Source organism: Thermotoga caldifontis AZM44c09, from assembly GCF_000828655.1.
GTDB lineage: Bacteria > Thermotogota > Thermotogae > Thermotogales > DSM-5069 > Pseudothermotoga_A > Pseudothermotoga_A caldifontis.
This window is the reverse complement of sequence record NZ_AP014509.1, coordinates 919902-937299: the sequence shown is the minus strand read 5'-3', so window position 1 is coordinate 937299 and position 17398 is coordinate 919902. Positions and strand designations below refer to the sequence as shown.

Sequence of the window (17398 nt, the reverse complement as noted above, 5' to 3'; positions counted from 1 at the left end):
CAGAAAGTGCTAAACTTAACTCGTGGGGGTGATTTCAACGAAACAGATTGCACTTTTCTCTGCCTTTATGGTGACAGCTCTCTTCGCACAGACGCTTTACATTTCTCCCGCGATGGATCTGGCACTGAGTGTGTACGAACCTTTTTACGCCGTTCAGCCGATGAGACCAGGTGAGATCGGTCTGTTCAGAGTTGCCGGTGCTTCGAGCACGATCCAGATCGTTTCGTTCGAAATCGCTCCCACCATCACGCTGGAGCAGGTGTTCCTCGCGACCAGGCAAGATTTCATGAAAGAAAGAAGCTTCGGCGCGATGAGAATTGCGAATCTGAACTGCCTCTTCAGATGGTTCTCCATAGAAACAGACAGAGTCGTTCAATCTTTTCAGTTGATCTTCCTCCGCAGCGGCAAGGCGTACGTGCTGAGCTACTTCGCACCCGAAGAAGAATTTCACAGGTATCTGGTACCTGCGTTGTTGACGGTGTGCAGTCTGAAGGGACCTGTGTGGTTCAACTACGTGAGCGAGAAATACGGCTACAGAATGAACGTTCATCAACCGTTCGAACCCGCACAGAGCGAAGAAGGGGAGATCGGTTCGTTCGTAGCGCTGCAGGATAAAAAAGCAGGGTACATCCAGATCGTTCAGGAAAAACTTCCAAGGAGAATGAAAGTCACCGAGTACGCAGAGTTTGTAGAGAAGAACACCCTCGAAAAACTGAACGGCTATCGATCGCTGTCCTCCGGGCAGAATCTGGTCGAGGGGAACGAGTTTTTCTGGAGAATCTTCACCTTCGCCCAATCTGGAACTGTTCTCAAGGCGCTCCAGGCGCACGCCGTGTTCGATGACGTCGCGATCACGCTGACGTACCTCGCGACGGAACAGAGCTTCGAGCAGTTTTTGCCCGCCGCCGTGGCGACGATGTTCTCTTTCAAGATGTGAAAATCTTTCCCGATCGTTCCACCATCGTTTTGAACCCTTCTGTAACCATGGCAGCTGTATAATCGTGCTGGGGGTGATTGTATGAAAAAAATCTTTGTGTTGTTACTTGTGGTACTGACATCGATCGCTATGTGCCAGGAATTGTTCGATTATGTTCGCACACATAAGGAAGTAGATTACAGTATCGTGTCAGAAAAAACCACAGAGAGTGGTTTCAAGCTCATTCATGTGCTTTTGAAGAGCCAAACGTGGCGCGAGTTCGAATGGAAGCACGATGTCTTGATAGTGGTGCCTCCCACGGTCGAATTCGAAAATGTCGCCGTGCTGTACATCACCGGGGACTTCGATCCGACCAGGACTCAGGAAGTCGAAGATTATCTGTGGATCGCAGAAAAATTCGGTGCGCCCTTCGTGGTGCTCGGCGACGTGCCGAACCAGCCCATCTTCGGGCTCAGAGAAGACGATCTCATAGCACACACCTTCGTTCAGTACGCCGAGACGAACGATCCAACCTGGCCTCTACTCTTCCCCATGACCACATCGGCAGTTGCCGCGATGGACATGGTTCAGGAAATGTTGAACGTCGAGAGATTCTTGCTGACCGGTGCGTCGAAGCGGGGATGGACCACCTGGCTGACGGCCGTTGTGGACGAGAGGGTCTTCGCCATAGCACCGATCGTGTTCGACAACCTCAACTTCGCGAAACAGCTCGCGCAGCAACTGCAGATGTACGGTGATTACAGCAAGAGCATCTCGCCGTACGTCGAAAGGGATCTGCCACGGTACGTCCACACGGAGATCGGGCAGAAGCTTTTGAAGATGGTCGACCCTTACAGCTACAAGGACCAGCTGAGAATGCCAAAGTACATCGTGAACGCCACGAACGACGAGTACTGGACCATCTATTCGAGCATGCTGTACTTCTTCGACCTTCCCGGACAGAATTATCTTCTGTACGTGCCGAACAATCCACACGGCATAAAGAACATTCCGTACGTCGTCGACAACGCTTCTTCTTTCTTCAAGCTTGCATTGAAGAACGCCCTTCCGAGGGTTGATTTCGAAATTTCTGATGGAAAGATCGTTGTGAAACAGGATCCCGCGATCCGGCAGGTCTATCTGCACAGGGCCGTTTCTGACACGACCGACTTCAGAAAATCCCTCTGGCTCAGATTTCCTGTTCTACCAGAAGAAGGTGTATACTCGATTTCGGTCGAACCACCTGCGAACAGACACGTCGCGTACTACGCAGAGATCGTGCTCGAGATCGAAGGTCTAACGCTGAGCGTGTGTACACCGGGGGTGTACAGATGAAAAAGGTCGCAGGCATCGTCGGCGGGATGGGCTCACTCTCAACGGTTGATTTTTTGAAGAAAGTCGTCGAATCAACCTACGCGGAGAAGGATCAGGACCACATACGCATGATCGTCGACTTCAACACCCAGGTCCCGGACAGGACCACCTCACTGCTGCACAACGGGGAAGATCCCACGCCCTATCTGGTCGACTCGGTCAGAAGGCTGCAGAAAGCCGGTGCGGACTTCGCACTCTTCGTGTGCAACACCGCGCACGCCTTCCTGGAGAAGGTCCAGGCGCAGGTCGACATCCCGATCCTGAACCTTCCAAAGCTGGCGCTGGAGAAATTGATGGAGATTGGAATCAAAGGCGCATGGCTCACGGGGACCAAGGGGCTGATCGCGAGCGGAGTGTACCAGAGGGCAGCGAAAGAATTAGGGTTCGATCTGAAGGTTCCAGATCCTTCCGTGCAGGATTCCGTGATGAACGTGATCTATTCAGTGAAGGCTGGAAAGCTGCAACAGGCAAAACGGATCTGGCTCGAAGAGGTTGAACCACACCTCGATGGGTACGTACTTTTGGCGTGCACCGAGCTTCCCGTGGTTGCGTGCAGTGAGAGGGTGAAGCTGATCGATCTGAACGAGCTGTGGGCGAGGATGATCGTGGAGATGTGCGGTGGGAGGTTGAAATAGAGTTCGGAGGTGAACATCAAAAATGAACGTGGCAAGGCAGGCTGCAAGAAGACCTGTTGCGGTGTTCATGCTCCTCGTTGCCATCGCTTCTCTCGGTGTGATAGCCCTCCGAAAGCTTCAACTCGAACTGATTCCGAACATCGAATATCCCTACGCTGCCGTTTTCGCCACGTACATGGGTGCGGGCACCGAAGAAGTCGAACAGCTCGTCACCGAACCGCTGGAACGCATCATCGCCACAGTTCCTGGTGTGAAGAGGTTCACTTCCGTTTCTCAACCCGGTCTATCCTTCATCCTCATAGAGTACGAGTGGGGCGTGGATGTGCTCTCCGCCTCGTCCCGGCTCGAAAGGTATCTGAGCCTCGCGCAGGCGAACCTTCCAGAAGGAGTGAAACCTTCCGTTGTGGAGTTCGATCCCTCGCTGCTGCCCGTGTTCGTGTTCTCGACGGAACACGATGTCGACAGTTTCATCGATCGGATAAAGAGACTGCCAGACGTGGCGGGGGTCGAAGTTCTCGGTAGACCGAACAAACGTGTTGTCGTGAGGCTCGATCCAGAGAAAGTGGAACAGTTCGGCCTGGATCTCTCACTCATGGAGATGTTCCTTTCAGGCAACGCGATCTATCCCATGGGTCAGGTGAAAGACGAGAACGGTAACGTTTATCCCATCACGGTGGACGCACGTTTCAAAAGTTTGGATGATCTGAAGAACGCAGTCGTTGGATTCAGGGGACTCACCTACCAGGGACTCATGAACGGCCAGCTTCCAAAACTTTTGGTGCCGATCAGGCTGGGGCAGGTCGCTTCGATCGAGATCGTTGAGGAAGAGGTCAGGGGATTGGTCAGGGTCAACGGGCGTGCGACGAACGTTGTGGCGATCAGGAAAAGATCCGGTGCGAACACCGTGGAGAGTGTGAGACAGGTCAAGAAGCTTCTGAAGGAACTCGGTATCAGCTACACACCCTTGATCGATCAATCTCTCTACACGCAGAGGGCCGTGGACAACCTGCTGAAGAACCTTCTTTTAGGTTTGCTGTGTGCATCGTTAGTGGTCGCACTGTTCGTGCCGAACGTCTTCAGCACGATGATAGTGTCTTTCAGTATTCCCGTTTCGCTCGTCGTTGCCATCGTGCTCATGTATTTCTTCAGATTGAACTTCGATCTTTTGACGCTCGGTGGTCTCACGATGGCGGTGGGCATGCTCGTCGACAACGCGATCGTGGTGTTCGAAAACATCTTCAGACACAAGAGTGAAGGACTCGACTATCTGGATGCCGCCGCCGTGGGAACGAGGGAAGTTTTCGGTGCGATCTTCGCTTCAACCGCAACGACAGTTATAGTCTTCGTACCGCTCCTCTTCACGGAGAGCTTCGCTGCCACGATGTTCAAGTACTTCGCCGCCACGCTTTCTCTCTCGCTCGGAGCCTCGCTCGCGGTGGCCAGTGTGCTCGTACCCGCAGGTTCCAGATGGATAATGTCGAAAAGGATCGGAGTCTATGAAAGGTTCAGAGACAGTTACAGAAAAGCTCTGGAAAAATCGCTCGATAAGAAATATCTCGTGCTCGCGATTGTCCTTCTCTCGCTGATCATCAGCGTCTTCATCGTGTTGAACAAACCCAGAAGTTTCACCCCCAAGTTCGAGTCGAACACGCTCACGATCACGCTGAAGATGAAAGAACAGGCCGGTTACGAGAAAACATCTCAGACCGCTTCCAGATTGGAGAAGTTCATTCTGGACAAAAAGGAGAAGTTCGGCATCGAGAGCGTCTATTGCGAAGTGGGTGTGACGAGTGAACTGTCACAGATCGTTGGAGGAGCGAGTGAGGACAAAGCCACACTGTACGTCTGGTTCAGAGGTAAAAGGTCCGAATACGTGAAGAACAAGCAGCTGTTGCTGGAAGAACTTTCGAAACTGGAACTTGAAGATGCCACTCTGAGCGTTGGTGAATCCGACATCATGTCTGAGTTGTTCGGATATCCTTTGACCGTCGTGCTCAAAGGGAAAGATATCAACGACTTGCTGAGCGAAGCCGAGAGATTGAGTGAGGCGCTGAAACAGAAAAACGTTGGACAGATCGCAATCCGTGGCAAAGCCACTCTGGAAACGATGCTGGTGCAGATAGATCGAAACAGGTCGATCTTTTCCAGCTTGCTGCCAGGTCAGATACTGATGGAATTTCAGAGACGTACCGTGGGACAGGCCATCGGCGTCGTTTCGACTCAGGAAGGTAACCTGCCAGTTTACGTCACAACATCGCAGATCAGAACAGTTCAAGATGTAGAGAACGTAACGTTCAAAAGCACTATGGGTCAACACGTGCCACTCGAGCTGGTAGCGAACGTTGGAAAGAGAGAGACTTTGATGTCCATCTCACACCTGGACGGCGAACGCGTGGTCTACGTCGACGTGACGAAGACGGATTTGCCCGTTTCGAGATTGACGAAGATCGTGGAAGAAACTGTGAGCGAACTGGGATTGAAGGTCGATCACGAGCTTTCAGGACAGAAGAATTCGATGGACACGCTTTTCTCAGAGTTCAGAACGATCATCGTGGTCGCCGCGATACTCGTCTACATGCTCTTGGCGGCGCAGTTTGAATCCCTCACAGTTCCTCTGGTCATATTCACATCCGTCCCAGTGGTTCTGATCGCGCTGGCTCTCGTGATGCTCATCTTCAATTACGAATTGAACTTACCCGTGCTCGTTGGGACTCTGACGCTCGTTGGCACCGTTGTGAACAACGCGATCGTCATGGCGAGCTTCGTACTCCAGAGAATGAGAAGCTCTAAAGAAGCATCGTTCAGATCCATTCTGACAGAAGCGGCTTCGCTCAGGCTCAGACCCATCTTGATGACCAGCCTCACCACGATCCTCGCACTGATACCAGTCGCTCTGAGCAGAGCCGAAGGATCGGAACTCGAATCGCCCATCGCGTGGACGATCGTGTTCGGCCTGAGCGTGACGACACTCTTCACACTGTTCGTCGTCCCGATGCTTTTAGAGCTGTTTTTGGGAAGATCGAACCGGGCTTGAGAAAATCTCCTGGTAGATGCGTGAAACCAACTCCTGATAGAAAGGATCGGCGAGGACCTCTATGGTCCTCGGTTTTTTCAGTTCCACATTGAAGATCTTCCTTACCTTCGCGGGCCTTTGAGAGAGCAACACGACTCTGTCTGCGAGAAAGACGGCTTCTTCCACGCTGTGCGTCACCAGCAGCACGGTGATACCCTCTCTAACCACCAGGTCGGAAAAAAGCAGCTGCAGACTTCTCCGCGTCTGGGCGTCGACGGAGCTGAAAGGTTCATCCATCAGCAAGAACTTCGCCCCCGTGACCAGTGCGCGCGCGAGTGAAACTCTTTGCCTCATACCACCTGAAAGCTCGTGAACCGATCTCAGGGCCCACTCCTCGAGCTGGACTTTTTTCAAATATTCCATCGCCATTCTTCTGGCCTGCTGCCTGTTCGTACCGTTCAGAAAAAGTGGCAGGGCAACGTTGTCGAGGCAGTTCATCCATTCGAACAGCGTGTCGCGCTGGGGCATGTAACCAACCTTGTCGACGTTCAGAACCACTTCACCACTGTAGGGTACGAGATTCAAAAGGGCCTTCAGCAAGGTAGTTTTACCGCATCCAGAAGGGCCGAGCACGGCCACAGTCTCGCCGTACTCGACCTGCAGATCCACACCGTCTATGACCAGAAGTTCATCGTACGATACTCTGAGATCTTTCACCTTCAGGGCAAAAATTCGTTCGTGAACGCTTTTTCTATCTGAATCTCTGGCACCAGGTTGTTTTCTCTCATCCACTCGTAGAACCTCCTCCACACTTTTTCATCCTGCCAGCCCCACTTCGGTGAATCTTCCCAGTACTTCGTAGACAGATATTTCTGAGACTCGATGACCAGTTTCTCATCCAGCTCCGGTGCGTACTTGAGCAGTATCCTTGCGGACTCTTCAGGGTTGTTTTTCGCGTAAGCGTAACCCCTGCTCACCGCTCTCAAAAACTTTCTCACCAGCTCGGGCGATTGCTGGATCAACTTCTCGCTGGTGATGAGGACGGGCGTGTAGTAATCGAAAACTTCGTCTATGTCTTTCAAGGCTAAAAATTCCACATCCAGTCCCGCGAGTTTCGCTGCTATCACTTCCCAGCCATAGAAGACCCACTGAAAGTCGAAGACTCTCTGCCTCAAACCCGTCACGAAGTCGAGCTGTCCAACAGTCTGCATCTTGATCTTCGACCAGTCGACACCGTACTTTCTGGCGATCGTTCTCAGCATGGCTTCCTCGATCTCCGTACCCCACGCACCGTACGTCTTTCCTTCCCAATCTTTTGGTGAGGAGATGCCTGAAGCTTTGAGCCAGGTGAATCCACTCGTGTTGTGCTGGATCACCGCGGCGATGGAGACCACAGGAAGGCCCTCGGCGCGGGCGTAGGTGACGAACTCCTGAAAGCTCACACCGAAGTGTGCGTTGCCGCTCGCCACCATCTGTTCGGCGCTCATCTTCGCCGGTTCAACTATGGACACGCTCAATCCTTCCTCCGCAAAGAAGCCTTTCTCGAGCGCCACGTAGAGACCCGTGTGGTTAGTGTTGGGATACCAGTCCAGCACGACAACGACCTGCTGAGCAAAGGCGAGTGTGCAGAACAGGATGAGAGCAAGCCAGAACTTTCTCACTTCAACCACCTCCCTCAAGCCTTGTAGCCCACGGGAAGAGTTTTCTTTGAAGGAACTGAAGCGTGTAGAAAAGCGCGAGTGTGAACATGACGATGATGAAGACCGCGGTGAAGACTCTATCCACTCTGAACGAATTCAGCGCCCTTATGATGTAGATGCCGAGCCCGGCCTGAGCCCCCATCCACTCGGCGATGACCGCGGCGGTCAGAGAGTAAGTGATGGCGACCTTCATACCCGCGAGCGTGTAAGGCACCGTGTGGGGCAGATAGAGGTATCTGAGTTTGTGATGCCATTTCGCACCGTGCGCTTTGAGAAACTCCAGTTTCTCTCTGTCCACAGTTTTGAAGCCCTCGTAGGTGTTCATCACGATGGGGAAGAAGCACAGGAACGCCACCGTTCCGATTTTCGTACCGATTCCGAAGCCGAACCAGATGGCTACGATCGGTGCAACGACCGTGATGGGAATAGTCTGGGTGAACACGATGATGGGAAGAAGGGCCCTGGCAACGTTCCTGAGAAGGAACATGACCGATGCGATCGCAACACCCAGAACCAGCGCGAGTGCATAACCAAGTATTGCTTCATAAAGCGTGACGAAGGTGTGCCTCAGGATGATATCCTTACCTCTGATGAGTTCGGTCAGGATCTGCGACGGTTTCGGCAAAAGGTACGTGGGCACGGGAACGAACTGCCACAGCAGCACGACGATGGCCACAGAAACGATCTCAACGATACTTCTGGATCTTTTCATCGATGCTCACACCGTTCCTTGCACAATCGAAGACAACTTCGAGAACGTACCGTTCACACAGCGGCGTCATCTTCCTGTGGATCTCTTCGATGAGGTTGAGGAGCTGGGAAAATTCTCCTTCCACCGTCGTTTCTGAAGGTCCCACGAGATACTTCAAACCGCTGCTGGCAATGACGTTGATCGCTTCGTCCACGAGTTTGTAGATCTCGTCCTTGCTCTGAGCCTTCAACGGTAAAAACCTGATCGAACATGTCATCATGGCAACACCTCCCAAAACAAAAACCCGTCGCCGACGGGTTGAGATATTTCACTCTCCCTGCGCCGGCATTACCCGGATCAGGTTCAATGGGTCGAGGACTTCCGTCCTCCTCTCAGCCCCGGATTAGGAGCTCCCCAGGTGAAACTATTCACTTTTCGGTTCCTCTTTTATTATACACCACAGCTAACCATATGGGGTAGAATAGGATCGAGGATCGTTCTAATGGTTTTCTAATCCACGAGCTGATAAGATGTTTTGGTGATGGAATGAGGAGAATCCTTTTGATCTGCCCGCTGTTGCTTTCGATCTTCATTTTCGGTGAAAACCTTTTGGAGAAGGTGGTACTCAACTCACAACTGTACGAAACGGTGAACTTCTCGCAGTTGAAACTCACCATCCTCGATGCGATCAACTTGACGAACGAGAAAGACGTCGTCGCGGCTTACTTAGCCCAGGTGGACAAGAGGATCGTCTGGGTCGTTCTCACATTCAATCACGAATATGGAATCTCAGTAGAAGAAGCGAAAATACTCTGGAAAAAACCACTCGAGACCAGATTCTTCGCCTACGCAGTGGGCTTGAGGGAAGCGATATCGCTTGCCGTCATGTCCATAGGAAAAAACGTGCTGTTCGGTGTTTATCAGACGGACAGCTGGGTAGTCGGAAACAACAGAAACCTCGCCACAGTGAGCATGAAGACCCCGGCAATTTTGAAAATTGAGCCGACAAAAGAAGTTTTCAAGAAAGTCCTGCAGGAGATGCTGAAAAGGCAACAATAACGGGGGGAAGTTAGTGAAGATTCTCATCGTTGAGGACAACGAAGATCTGGCGAATTCCATAAGAAGAGGGCTCGAAAAAGAAGGTTATTCCGTTGAACTGGCGTTCGATGGCGATACGGGGCTCGACATGGCGTTGACTGAGAGTTACGATTGCATCGTTCTCGATGTGCTGCTGCCTGGCGTGGATGGTTTCGAGTTCGTGAGAACGTTGAGAGACAGCAACATCCACACTCCCGTGCTGATGCTGACCGCACTCGATTCGGTGGACGACAAGATAACAGGTTTGAGAAACGGTGCCGACGACTATCTGACCAAGCCGTTCGATTTCAGGGAGTTGCTCGCGCGCGTTCAGAGCTTGATCAGACGGAGTCATCTTCTCAGGGGCGAAGTTCTGAAGTTCAAAGAGATGGAACTGAACTCGAAAACTCGAAAAGTCGCGATCAAAGGTGTAGAGCTGAAGTTGAGCAGGAGAGAGTTCGACCTTCTGGAACTTTTCATGCGCGATCCCAACATCGTTTTCAGTCGGGAGGAGATCCTCGAACGCGTCTGGGGTAACGAAAAGGAAACCAGGAGCAACGTCGTCGACGTTTACGTGCTCTATTTGAGGAGTAAGCTGAAGCCCTTCGGATATGACAGATACCTCGAAACTGTTCCAGGCATCGGTTACAGGCTCAAGGTGGAGGCGTGAGCGTGCCAACGCTGAGGCATGCCATAGAGAAGTATTACCTTTCCATATTCGTCGTTTCCATGATCGTCATGTCCGCGGTGCTCGTCTTTTTGTTCCACAGCCTCACGATGAAAAGAATTGACCAGGAAATGTTAGTTTTCACGAACGATTTGCTGAGATTCCTCGAAAAACCCGAAGGACAACCCGTTGCGATATTCGGCAAAAAGAACTACGCCTTCTACATCACAGAAGAAGGAAAAACGATAGCGAGTTACAACCTGCCGGACGACTTCGAAGTACCAAAGGTCGATGGTTTCCACACGGTACGTTCCAATCGCTATTTGAAATTGACCACGGCAGACTTCGACGTTGTGGTCACTCGCAATCTGAAGGACCATCTCACACTGCTGGCTTCACTCTCGATGATCCTGACAGCGATCTTGGTACCTTTCATCTTTGTCGTGCTGTTCTTCGGTCGAAGGCTCACCCGCAAGCTCACAAGACCGATCGAGATGATCGGCGAGCAGATGCAGCTCGTTTCCCGAGGTGCGCAGAAAAGAATTCAGATAGAACCCACAAGCGAAGAAGCCAAGATACTGCAAACTCAGTTGAACGAGGCCATAGACCGACTCGACAGGACCATGGAAGAGCTCAGAGACTTCGCAACGACGATATCGCACCAGCTGAGAAATCCACTTGCCAGTGCCAAGAGCGTGCTCGAAGTGCTCCTGAAAGAAGACCTTCAAGATACCGTGAGGATTGAGATAGAAAAAGTCAAGCGCAACATCGACAGAATGGTTGAGATAACCTCGCAACTTCTTCTCATCGCGAGGGCACAGCATACGACGACTAAGAGTTTCGAAGAAGAGGATCTGTCCAGTCTGATACTGGAAAGCATAGATCAGGTAATCCACAGATACAACAAAGAGATCGTCATCGACCCAGTTCTAGAAATAAAGGTCAGGTGCGTCGGCCCGCTTCTTGTGCACGCTCTGGCGAATCTGCTGGACAACGCGTGCAAATACTCCGACCCTGAAAAACCGGTGATACTGCACGTTGAAGAAGAGAAGGACCGTGTGCGTATCGAAGTGTGCAACTACGGTGAACCCATTCCAGAACAGGACCGTGACAAAATCTTTCTCAAGTTTTTCAGAGCGAGCAACGCGAAGAACGAAGGACTGGGCCTGGGTCTGGCCGTGGTCAAAGCCATAGCCGATCTGCACAGGGCCCAGGTCCATTACGTGTGCGAAGGAAGACTGAACAAGTTCGTCCTCACGCTGCCGAAGTGAGGCTTATACGATGACGGGTAACGTGGAGTTCGCGTAAGGCATGAGCAGAACGTCTGCAGACCTTCCGTACCTCGCGATCGCTGCGTCTATCGCTCGCTGTGGGTCACTGAAAGGTGTCATGAATATTTCCTTCACAACCTCTTCTTCCATGTTCGAGCAAAGGAAAATGCTGGCCTTTTTGAGAACCTTGCAGAATCCAACAGCTTTGTGACCACCCAGCACGAAGTTCGTTTTTATCCATTGCAACGGTTCATCAGGATTTGCGGCCTTCTTCATCCATTCTTCGAAAGTTTTTTCACCAAAACCTTCCCTGCACTCAGCGATCAACACGATGGTTCCATGCTCTTTCACCGCGTGTGACGCGTTGTCCAGCCCTTTTTGTGCCTGGTAAAGGTTTATGTCTTTCGGGAATCCACCGCATGATGCGATCACCACGTCGTATTTCTTTCTGATGGGCACCTTGTACATCTGGTCTATGTATTTGACGCCTTCACGGTGAGCGGCTATCGGATGTCCTGCCACGGCTTTCACGATCTCTTTCTTGCTGTTCAGAACGACGTTCACGATGAATTTCACGTTCGTCATGGCTCCAGCCTCTTCTATGTCAAGTCTCACGGGACTGTTCACGTTTCCAGCCACGGCATCTTCCAACAACATGAGTGAGTGATTCTTCTCGATGCTCCTCTTGCTGCACACACCCGGCAAGAGCGCCTTATAGCCGCCGCTGTAACCAACGAACCAGTGCAGTTCGAGGTTCCCCGTCGCGATGATGAGATCAGATTCCAGCACGGGTTTGAAGACTTCCACAGGCGTACCCCGACTCGTTTCACCTATGTAGCTACACTCGTTTACGTCATGGTTCAGGCATTCGTACTGTTCAAAAACTTCATTTCCAACGGCTTTCCTCATCTCGTCTTCGCTCATCTTCCTGTGAAAGCCGAGGCCAAAAACGATCCTTATCTGATCGGACCTCATACTCGACCTTTTGAGCTCTTCGAGGATCGGCGGAACTATGATGTGCGAAGGACTCGGTCTGGTGAGATCACTGACCAGTATCGCGATCCTTTTGGGCTTGACCTGACGAACGATCTCGCTCAGGGTGGGACTGCCGATGGGATTTTCGAGGGCCCTAAGAATCTCACCGGAAGGGTCTTCAACTTTGGGAAGTTCGCTTCTTGGTGAGAGTATTTCCGTATGGTCTGGAACCTCGATCTGTAACTGCTTTGCACCGTACTTCAGAGAAACTTTCATCTTGTAACACCCCATTCGTGCGCGCGGACCGATCACATCACAGAGTCGGTTGAGTCAGGTAAATTCCGAACTCATGGTGCTTAAGCATCTCGCTCTTTGTGAGCTTGCCGTTCAGCACCTCGATCAACTTCGCGAACAATCTTTCCCCAGCCTGCTGTATGGTGAGCTTTCCTTCGAGCACTTCGCTCACGTCCACATCTATATTGTCACTCATTTTACTGTAGGTCCTCGCGTTCGCAGTGATCTTTATCACCGGGGCGATCGGACAGCCAGTCGGTGTACCACGGCCCGTTGTGAAGAACACGATCTGTGCCCCTCCAGCTACCATGCCTGTGACAGATTCAACGTCGTGGCCGGGACTGTCCATGAAATACAACCCACCAGCAGGGATAGATTCAGCGTATTCGAGTACACCTTTGATCGGTCTCGTACCAGCTTTGTAGATGGCTCCAAGAGATTTTTCTTCCAGCGTTGTCAACCCACCACGAATGTTCCCAGGCGTTGGGTTAACACCGCGTATGTCTTCACCACCTGCGAGTGCATTCTTCTCACACCTGCTCACCAGTTCGAGTAACTTCTTCGCCACTTCCTCGTTGACGGCGCGTCTGGCGAGTATGTGCTCGGCGCCGATGATCTCGGTTGTCTCTGAAAACACCACGGTCGCTCCCATATCAACGAGCTTGTCCGCCACGTACCCGACCACCGGATTCGAAGCGATGCCGGACGTCGTGTCTGACCCACCACATTCGATGGCAACCGTCACTGCGGAAAGATCGACTTCCACCTGCTTGGTCTCGTACTCTTCCATCATCTTCTGCAACGTCCTTACGCCCTTCTCGATCGTTCTGAGTGTGCCACCTTCCTCTTGTATGATCAAACACTCGGCAGGCTTACCGGATTCACGTACCGACTCAAAGATCTGCCTTGTGGGGACCGTTTCACAACCCAGCCCCACGAACAGAACACCCGCCACGTTTGGGTTCAGGGCCATTCCTTTCAAAACGTTGACCACTTTCCTCTCATCGTCTTTCATGTGGTTACAGCCGTGCTGGTTGTGAAGATAAACCACGTTTGGAAAATTGCTCGCAATTTCCTCCGCGGTTCTCGTCGCGCAGATCACCGTTGGAATCACGAGAAAGTGGTTTCGAAATCCGACTTTTCCATCCGGTCTCAGAAAACCCTTCACTTTCACGATCGATGCCCCCTCACACCGCGTTGCCCCGCCACGTTGTGTACGTGGACGTACTCGCCCTTCCTTATATCCCTGGTCGCGATACCTATCGGTTCACCGTACTTAAAGATCTGGGTGCTTTGCGGGATATCGACCAGTGCGAATTTGTGACCGAACGGTACGTCCTCCAAAAGTTCAACGACGATCTTTTCTTCTCCAAGCATCACCGTCACTGTCTGCCCCTTCTTCAGATCCTTTATCGCCGTGGCGACGTTGTCCCTCTTCGAAAAGGCTATGGCGTCCATCGTAGATCACCTCACGGGAGTTTTACCAATCCCGAGCGAACCAATACCTTTTCCATCTGCCTGCCCATGTCGATCCTTTCCCTTATCTTTCTGAGCAGTTCATCGTCTGGGAGTGGGTTCCTCGCCACACCCTGTTCGATCGCTTTTTTGGCCACCGCGAAGGCTTCTTCGACGTAAACTTCCTCTTCCTCCATCGTGGGCACGATGTATTCCTCATGGATACCTTTCCTGTAAGCAAAATCGGCTATCGCCTGAGCCGCAGCGATGCACATCTCATCGGTTACCTTCGTGGCGCGCACGTCCAGCACACCTCTGAAGATCGCGGGGAACCCGAGTGAGTTGTTCACCTGGTTGGGAAAATCGCTGCGACCCGTCGCAACGATCCTGGCTCCCGCCTCTTTCGCCTCCCACGGCCAGATCTCGGGCACAGGATTCGCCCCGGCGAAGACGATCGCATCTCTGTTCATCTTCTTCACCCATTCGGGCTTGATCACACCGGGACCGCTCTTTGAATAAGCGATACAGACATCTGCTCCTACCAGTGATTCTTCTATCCCCCCGGTGACGTTGCGCGCGTTGGTTTTGATCCACATACGGCTCGTGGTGGGATCGAGCTGTTGCGCTCGATCCTTCGTTATTATTCCCTTCGAATCAACGACGATCACGTTACCCAGATCCACGCCCATCTTTTCCAGAAGCCTTGCGAACGCGTAGTTCGCACTACCCGCACCTATAAGAGTGATCCTCACTTCGTTCATCTTCTTTCCAACGATCCTCAGCGCGTTGATCAGTCCTGCAAGGGTGATCGTCGCAGTCCCTTGTTGGTCGTCGTGGAACACCGGGATGGAGAGTTCTTCCTGAAGTCTTTCGAGCAACTCGAAACATTTGGGCTTTTCGACGTCTTCCAGATTTATCCCTGATATGCTCGGTGACAACCATTTGCAGAACTGAACGATCTCATCGATGTTTTTCGTACCGACGCACAGAGGTATGGCGTCTACACCACCGAGGTATTTGAAGAGCAACGCTTTGCCCTCCATGACGGGCAAACCTGCCTCAGGCCCGATGTCTCCAAGTCCCAGAATCCTCGTTCCGTCGGTGACAATAGCGATGGTGTTCTCTTTGTTCGTGTACTCGTAAACCTTCGAAGGATCCTTCACGATCTCTTGACACACCCTCGCCACTCCTGGGGTATACCAGATCGCGAAATCATCGTACGATCTGACAGGCACCTTTGGTGCCGTTTGAATCTTGCCTTTGTAAAAGGAATGCAATTTCAAAGCCTCTTCGGACGGCTTTTGGGCCTTCTTCAGAAGTTCTTCCACGTTCCTGTTTTGATCCATTTTCTACACCTCCGTTAGAAGAGTCCTCTGGGTAGTGGCACACGCAGAAGCTTCCCGAGCGAGTACCAGAAGATGAAAACGATCCCCGAATAGCCGAGGGAGAACAGCAAGAATTCTCTCAGCTTCAAACTCCTCCCAGCCAGGATCGCAAAAATCACGATGCCAAAAACGATGCTGCCCAGCAGAAAACCGAGTACCCAATCCATCACATAAATCCACAAAAGGCTCAGAACGATCGTGAGAGCAACATAGAAGAGATCCTTCAAGGGAATGAAACTCGACTCGGCCCGCTCACGTTTCCTGAACAGCAATATCGCCCTGATGAGCAGAACGATGGAGAGGATCATCAACAGTCCCAGAACAAAGCGTGGGAACACGGCGGACAGGTAATTGTAATTCCTTGTCTGGTTGAAAAGAACCACGCTCAGAATCAAAATCACCGTGGCGGTTGCGACATCGACCATCATCTCTGATCACCACCGGAGACGATCATGCGCTTTTTCATAATGACAGGCCAGAACAAAAAGAACACGGAAAGTACTATGAACACCCAGCACAAAGGCCTGGCGAAGAAGATCAACCAAGGTCGCGCGAACTTTCTTCCTATCAGCAGTCCCTGAACGAGTCCCGTTTCGATGATGGGACCAAGTATCAAACCCAACGTTATGGGCCCAGCTTCGAAACCGAGTTTTCTCAAAACGAAACCTAACACTCCGAGTATTAGCATCATGTACACATCAGATATATTGTTACTCACGCAGTAAGAACCCACCATCGTCAGGAAGAGTACCGTGGGGGCAAGCAAGCTCAGCGGAATTTTGGTGATGAACTTCGCCATCGCTCTACCGAAAGCCAGACCAATCGGGACCATAACGAAAGTTGCCACAATGACTCCAGCTATGAAGGTGTAGACCACATCGGCTCTTCTTGTGAAAAGCTCTGCACCAGGTCTTAGACCTTGCATGAGTAAAGCCCCATAGAGAATCGCGTCCACGGGTGTACCAGGAACACCGAGCGTCATGAGTGGAACAAAACCTCCTCCAACCACCGCGTTGTTCGAGGTCTCCGTGGCTATCACACCTTCAGGGATACCCGTTCCAAACTTCTCTGGATGTTTCGAAGCCCTGACAGCCTCACTGTAAGCCACCAGGTTCGCGATGTTACCACCAGCGCCCGGCAACACGCCTATGATGAAACCAATAATTGAGGCTCTCAACAGATCCACCTGCTTCTTCATGACGCTGACGAACGTTTTCCAGATCATTCCTTCCTGTACCCTCGCTTCCTGGTACAGCTGCTTTTTTGATCTGTTCAGGACCATGTCGATGACTTCAGGTATACAGAACAGTCCCACCAGCGCTGGTATCAACCCAACTCCACCGATGAGTTCGGGGATGTTGAAGGTGAAGCGCACGTTCCCTCCGACGGGCGCGACGCCTACGGTGCTCAACAGAACTCCGATCAAACCGCCTATGAAGCCCTTCAGAGTGTTCCCTCGCGAGAGTGAAGATATCACCGTCAGACCGAATATACCGAGCCAGAAGTATTCGGGAGGGCCGAATTTCAATGCGACCCGCGCGAGCATGGGAGCAAAGATGAGAAACATGATCAAACCGAACAATCCACCATACAGAGAAGAAAAAGTTGCAGTCAGGATAGCTTCCCAGCCTCTACCCTGTTTGGCCATGGGATAGCCGTCGAACGTTGTTCCTATGTTGGAAGGAGTTCCTGGAGTTCTCAACAGAATCGCCGAGAAAGAACCACCGTAGATCGCTGCCATGTAGAGAGATCCCAAGAACACCAGACTCTCAGACGGGGAAAGCCAGTAAGTGACGGGAAGAAACAGCGCCACACCCATCGTAGCACTCAAACCTGGAAGAGCTCCAATAACCAAGCCTACGCATACCCCACCCAGCATCAACAGAACGGTCTTGAAGACAAAAAAGTGTGCAAAACCGTAGGCAAGATATTGAAGGCCAGCCAA

The 17398-nt window shown here is 51.8% G+C and carries 17 protein-coding genes and 1 riboswitch; of the genes, 7 read left to right on the top strand and 10 right to left on the bottom strand.

Annotated features, from left to right (window positions below):
• Positions 1-70 precede the first annotated feature (70 nt).
• The 4 genes from TSP01S_RS04685 (at position 71) to TSP01S_RS04670 (ending at position 5959) form a co-directional block, all read left to right on the top strand.
• A complete protein-coding gene (locus TSP01S_RS04685; protein ID WP_231848609.1) occupies positions 71-937 on the top strand; it encodes a hypothetical protein in 867 nt (288 codons plus the stop codon).
• Between the two features lie 81 nt (positions 938-1018).
• Entirely contained in the window at positions 1019-2251 is a 1233-nt protein-coding gene (locus TSP01S_RS04680; protein WP_041076906.1) for a PhoPQ-activated protein PqaA family protein, read from the top strand.
• Positions 2248-2925 carry a cysteate racemase gene (gene cuyB / locus TSP01S_RS04675; protein ID WP_041076905.1) on the top strand — a complete coding sequence of 226 codons (678 nt, stop codon included), beginning with the start codon at positions 2248-2250 and terminating at the stop codon, positions 2923-2925. The genes TSP01S_RS04680 and cuyB overlap by 4 nt, the downstream gene beginning before the upstream one ends.
• Before the next feature lie 22 nt (positions 2926-2947).
• Positions 2948-5959 carry an efflux RND transporter permease subunit gene (locus TSP01S_RS04670; protein ID WP_041076903.1) on the top strand — a complete coding sequence of 1004 codons (3012 nt, stop codon included), beginning with the start codon at positions 2948-2950 and terminating at the stop codon, positions 5957-5959.
• Here the strand turns inward: TSP01S_RS04670 and TSP01S_RS04665 are convergent.
• Genes TSP01S_RS04665 through TSP01S_RS04650 form a run of 4 tightly spaced genes read right to left on the bottom strand, consistent with a single transcriptional unit; the run spans position 5924 to position 8609 of the window.
• Complete coding sequence (locus TSP01S_RS04665) at positions 5924-6730, bottom strand: ABC transporter ATP-binding protein (protein ID WP_171816804.1); 807 nt, start codon at positions 6728-6730, stop codon at positions 5924-5926. The two genes, TSP01S_RS04670 and TSP01S_RS04665, sit on opposite strands and share 36 nt — an antisense overlap.
• The gene (locus tag TSP01S_RS04660; protein ID WP_041076901.1) at positions 6658-7599 is read right to left on the bottom strand and encodes an ABC transporter substrate-binding protein; all 942 of its coding nucleotides are present in this window, start codon (positions 7597-7599) and stop codon (positions 6658-6660) included. Before TSP01S_RS04660 ends, TSP01S_RS04665 begins: the two co-directional genes overlap by 73 nt.
• 1 nt (position 7600) lies before the next feature.
• Positions 7601-8350 (bottom strand): ABC transporter permease, encoded by a 750-nt coding sequence (locus tag TSP01S_RS04655; protein WP_041076900.1) that lies wholly within the window; start codon positions 8348-8350, stop codon positions 7601-7603.
• Positions 8325-8609 carry a thiamine-binding protein gene (locus TSP01S_RS04650; RefSeq protein WP_041076898.1) on the bottom strand — a complete coding sequence of 95 codons (285 nt, stop codon included), beginning with the start codon at positions 8607-8609 and terminating at the stop codon, positions 8325-8327. Before TSP01S_RS04650 ends, TSP01S_RS04655 begins: the two co-directional genes overlap by 26 nt.
• 36 nt (positions 8610-8645) lie before the next feature.
• Positions 8646-8756: riboswitch (TPP riboswitch) on the bottom strand.
• A 119-nt stretch (positions 8757-8875) separates the two neighbouring features.
• On the opposite strand from TSP01S_RS04650, the gene TSP01S_RS04645 reads away from it, so the two are divergent.
• The 3 genes from TSP01S_RS04645 to TSP01S_RS04635 are packed head-to-tail and all read left to right on the top strand — an operon-like array spanning position 8876 to position 11344.
• On the top strand, positions 8876-9388 hold the full coding sequence (locus tag TSP01S_RS04645) for a hypothetical protein (protein ID WP_144380632.1): 513 nt from the start codon (positions 8876-8878) through the stop codon (positions 9386-9388).
• A 13-nt stretch (positions 9389-9401) separates the two neighbouring features.
• Complete coding sequence (locus TSP01S_RS04640; protein WP_041076894.1) at positions 9402-10076, top strand: response regulator transcription factor; 675 nt, start codon at positions 9402-9404, stop codon at positions 10074-10076.
• Positions 10077-10078: 2 nt separating this feature from the next.
• Positions 10079-11344, top strand: coding sequence for a HAMP domain-containing sensor histidine kinase (locus TSP01S_RS04635; RefSeq protein ID WP_144380631.1), 1266 nt, complete (start codon positions 10079-10081; stop codon positions 11342-11344).
• 3 nt (positions 11345-11347) lie between these two features.
• Here TSP01S_RS04635 and TSP01S_RS04630 read toward each other — a convergent pair whose 3' ends face one another.
• Genes TSP01S_RS04630 through TSP01S_RS04605 form a run of 6 tightly spaced genes read right to left on the bottom strand, consistent with a single transcriptional unit; the run spans position 11348 to position 17398 of the window.
• Positions 11348-12595 (bottom strand): nickel-dependent lactate racemase family protein, encoded by a 1248-nt coding sequence (locus tag TSP01S_RS04630; protein ID WP_197538912.1) that lies wholly within the window; start codon positions 12593-12595, stop codon positions 11348-11350.
• 37 nt (positions 12596-12632) lie between these two features.
• On the bottom strand, positions 12633-13787 hold the full coding sequence (locus tag TSP01S_RS04625; RefSeq protein ID WP_041076888.1) for a UxaA family hydrolase: 1155 nt from the start codon (positions 13785-13787) through the stop codon (positions 12633-12635).
• A complete protein-coding gene (locus tag TSP01S_RS04620; RefSeq protein WP_041076886.1) occupies positions 13784-14071 on the bottom strand; it encodes a UxaA family hydrolase in 288 nt (95 codons plus the stop codon). The genes TSP01S_RS04625 and TSP01S_RS04620 overlap by 4 nt, the downstream gene beginning before the upstream one ends.
• 11 nt (positions 14072-14082) lie before the next feature.
• Positions 14083-15414, bottom strand: coding sequence for an NAD(P)-dependent malic enzyme (locus TSP01S_RS04615; protein WP_041076884.1), 1332 nt, complete (start codon positions 15412-15414; stop codon positions 14083-14085).
• A gap of 14 nt (positions 15415-15428) precedes the next feature.
• Positions 15429-15881 (bottom strand): tripartite tricarboxylate transporter TctB family protein, encoded by a 453-nt coding sequence (locus tag TSP01S_RS04610; RefSeq protein ID WP_041076882.1) that lies wholly within the window; start codon positions 15879-15881, stop codon positions 15429-15431.
• Positions 15878-17398: a tripartite tricarboxylate transporter permease gene (locus tag TSP01S_RS04605; RefSeq protein ID WP_041076880.1), complete on the bottom strand. Its 1521-nt coding sequence runs from the start codon at positions 17396-17398 to the stop codon at positions 15878-15880. The genes TSP01S_RS04610 and TSP01S_RS04605 overlap by 4 nt, the downstream gene beginning before the upstream one ends.